Origin of the sequence: Dokdonella sp., from assembly GCF_039926425.1 — a bacterium.
Classification (GTDB): domain Bacteria; phylum Pseudomonadota; class Gammaproteobacteria; order Xanthomonadales; family Rhodanobacteraceae; genus Dokdonella_A.
Genome location: NZ_JBDSWZ010000088.1, coordinates 1 through 2979, shown reverse-complemented (window position 1 = coordinate 2979; position 2979 = coordinate 1). Strand labels below are relative to the sequence as shown.

The following is a 2979-nucleotide window of genomic DNA, read 5'->3' as shown; positions in this document are numbered from 1 at the left end:
TCGCCGAGCAGGGCGCGCGCGGAGGCTGGATCCGGCAACCGCCGTTCGGCATCGTCCGTGGTCGATTCGTGCGGGAATCCGAGTATCACGTGTCGATCATCTCCCCATGACCCGCGGCGAGTATAGGCGGCGGGCGACCCGCAGGGGAGGCGACGCGTTTGCAAATATGGTCTTGCTTCGGCAGCCGTCGCCGATGGCGACTTCTGCATCGCTGCGCGACCATGCACGCCACATTGGAGGAGCGACCGCAGCAACCCGTGGGTCAGATCCAGCCACGCTGGGCGAGTGAAGTCGGATGTCCGTCTCCGATCACGAAGTGGTCGAGAAGGCGCACGTCGATCAGTTCCATCGCGTCGCGCAGGCGCAGGGTGATTGCGCGATCGGCGGCACTGGGTTCGGCGACGCCAGAGGGATGGTTGTGCGCAAGGATTACCGCAGCGGCATTGTGCGACAGGCAGCGCCGGACGACTTCGCGCGGATGTACGCTCGCACCGTCGATGGTACCGCGAAAGAGTTCCTCAAAGGCGATCACGCGGTGGCGATTGTCGAGAAACAGGCAACCGAAGACTTCGTAGGGATAGCCACCCAGCCGTGATTTGAGGTAACGCGCGCTGGTGGCCGGGTCCGACAGGGTTTCGCCGCTGCGCAGTTCGGCATCGAGATAGCGCCGGCCGAGTTCCAGCGCGCCCAGAAGTCGACACCACGCGACGGCGCCGATGCCTGGTCGTCCGGCCGACGTCTCGAGCAACGCCTTGAGTCCGCCTGCGTCCGCGAGCAGCACGCGCCCGAGATCGACAGCGCTCTGCCCGCGACGGCCGGAACCGAGGAAGACTGCCAGCAGCTCTGCATCGGAGAGCGCGTGCGCGCCGCGTTCAAGCAGCTTTTCGCGGGGGCGTTCGCCGTCTGGCCAGTTTCGGATGCTCATTGATGGGGCGGGCCAGGTGGGTCTCGGGAAGGTGCGCGAGAACAGTCCGGACGCGCCGATCGTGCCTCGGGTCACACTCTGCGTGCAGCGATTCGATCGTTCGAGCGGTACGCGTCGCGAATTTCAGTAAGCTAGCGATCTCGCGTGCCGTCAGCGGTTTCCTACATGAGCGGTTGGGCCATCCGGAATGTGCACAAAGCCTGCGGCGAAGGTCCGAACGGGCGAGCGTACGCATGACGCAACAAGTGACCCATCTGCCGGAGCGCGTCGGCAATCCGGCCGAACCACTCGCCAGCGTCAACGTGCTGCTCGGCGTGTCCGGTGGCATTGCGGCCTACAAGAGTGCGGAACTGGTCCGACGCCTGCGCGACGCCGGCGCCGACGTCCGGGTGGTGCTCACCGAGAATGCCGCGCGATTCGTGACGGCGCTGACGTTCCAGGCGTTGTCCGGTCATCCGGTCCGCACCAGCCTGTGGGACGAATCGGCGGAAGCGGCGATGGGTCACATCGAGCTTGCGCGATGGGCGGACGAGATCCTGGTTGCACCAGCATCGGCCGACCTGATCGCGCGGTTGTCGAATGGTCACGCTGACGATCTCCTCACGACGTTGTGCCTGGCGACTTCGGCACCGGTTGCCATCGCGCCGGCAATGAACCAGCAGATGTGGGCGCACCCGGCGACGCAGGCAAACCTCGCGCGCTTGCGTGAACGCGGTGTTCGCGTGTTCGGGCCCGCGTCGGGCGAACAAGCGTGCGGAGATGTCGGTCGTGGCCGTTTGCTTGAAGCGAGCGAGCTGGTGGCCGAACTTGCGGCGGCCCGGGGGCCGCGTGAACTGGCGGGCGTGGACGTGCTCGTCACGGCCGGTCCAACCTTCGAGGATATCGACCCGGTTCGCTTCATTGGCAATCGAAGCTCGGGACGAATGGGCTTCGCGGTCGCCGACGCGGCGGCAAGAGCAGGCGCGTTCGTCACGCTGGTCGCGGGGCCGGTCCACCTGGCCACTCCGCCGCGGGTCACGCGCATCGACGTGCGCAGCGCGAGGGAAATGCGCGATGCGGTGTTTGCCCATGTCGCGCGCGCGAAGATCTTCATTTCCGCCGCGGCTGTCGGCGACTTTCGCCCGCAAAGCGTCGCCGCGCACAAGCTCAAGAAAAGCGGTGCCAGCACGCTCGAGCTGTCGCTCGTGCAGAATCCGGACATCCTCGCCGAAGTGGCCGCGCTTGCGCAGCGCCCCTTCGTCGTCGGTTTCGCAGCCGAGACCGAGCAGATGGAAGAATTTGCCCGCGCGAAACTCGAGCGCAAGCAACTGGATCTGATTGCCGCGAACCAGGTCGGTTCCAATCTCGGATTCGAACGGGACGACAACGCGTTGCTGCTGCTATGGCCCAACGGGCGCGAAGAGTTGCCACAGGCGGACAAGCGGGAGCTCGCGCGTCAGCTGGTTGCACGCATCGCGCAATTGCGCGATGCGGTTGCGTCATGACTAGAATTGCGATGAAGGTGCTGGATGCCCGGCTGGGCACGGAGTTTCCGCTCCCGTCCGCCGCCACCGAAGCATCGGCAGGAGTAGACCTCCGCGCGATGCTGGATACGCCTCTGACCCTCGACGCAGGCGCCAGCGCGCTGATTCCAAGCGGAATCGCGATCCACATCGACGATCCGGGTTTGTGCGCCGTGGTGCTGCCGCGATCGGGGCTGGGCCACAAGCACGGCATCGTACTGGGCAACCTGGTTGGCTTGATCGATTCCGACTATCAGGGGCCGCTGATGATTTCGTGCTGGAACCGTTCCGGCGTGGCCTTTACCATCGAGCCCGGGGAACGCATCGCTCAGCTGGTGATCCTGCCTGTGATCCGGGCGGCCTTCGACGTGGTCGACGGGTTTGCGCCCAGCGAGCGCGGAGCGGGGGGGTTCGGCAGCACGGGTCGGCAGTGATGCGGAAATCGGGCATGTCGTTTGCATGGATCCCGGGCTGCTCATCGAAAGACAAACCGGTCCGGTGACGGGGCTGGGTGATGGATCAAGCGCCGACGACGATGTCCGGTGCAACGCA

At 65.7% G+C, this 2979-nt stretch carries 3 protein-coding genes; 2 read left to right on the top strand and 1 reads right to left on the bottom strand.

What is annotated here, in order from left to right; translation table 11 throughout:
- Positions 1–262: 262 nt before the first annotated feature.
- Positions 263–925, bottom strand: coding sequence for a DNA repair protein RadC (gene radC / locus ABIV12_RS05770; protein WP_348057176.1), 663 nt, complete (start codon positions 923–925; stop codon positions 263–265).
- A gap of 233 nt (positions 926–1158) precedes the next feature.
- On the opposite strand from radC, the gene coaBC reads away from it, so the two are divergent.
- Both coaBC and dut read left to right on the top strand, forming a co-directional pair.
- A complete protein-coding gene (coaBC, locus tag ABIV12_RS05765; protein ID WP_348057174.1) occupies positions 1159–2409 on the top strand; it encodes a bifunctional phosphopantothenoylcysteine decarboxylase/phosphopantothenate--cysteine ligase CoaBC in 1251 nt (416 codons plus the stop codon).
- Complete coding sequence (dut, locus tag ABIV12_RS05760) at positions 2406–2861, top strand: dUTP diphosphatase (RefSeq protein ID WP_348057172.1); 456 nt, start codon at positions 2406–2408, stop codon at positions 2859–2861. Before coaBC ends, dut begins: the two co-directional genes overlap by 4 nt.
- Positions 2862–2979: the final 118 nt, after the last annotated feature.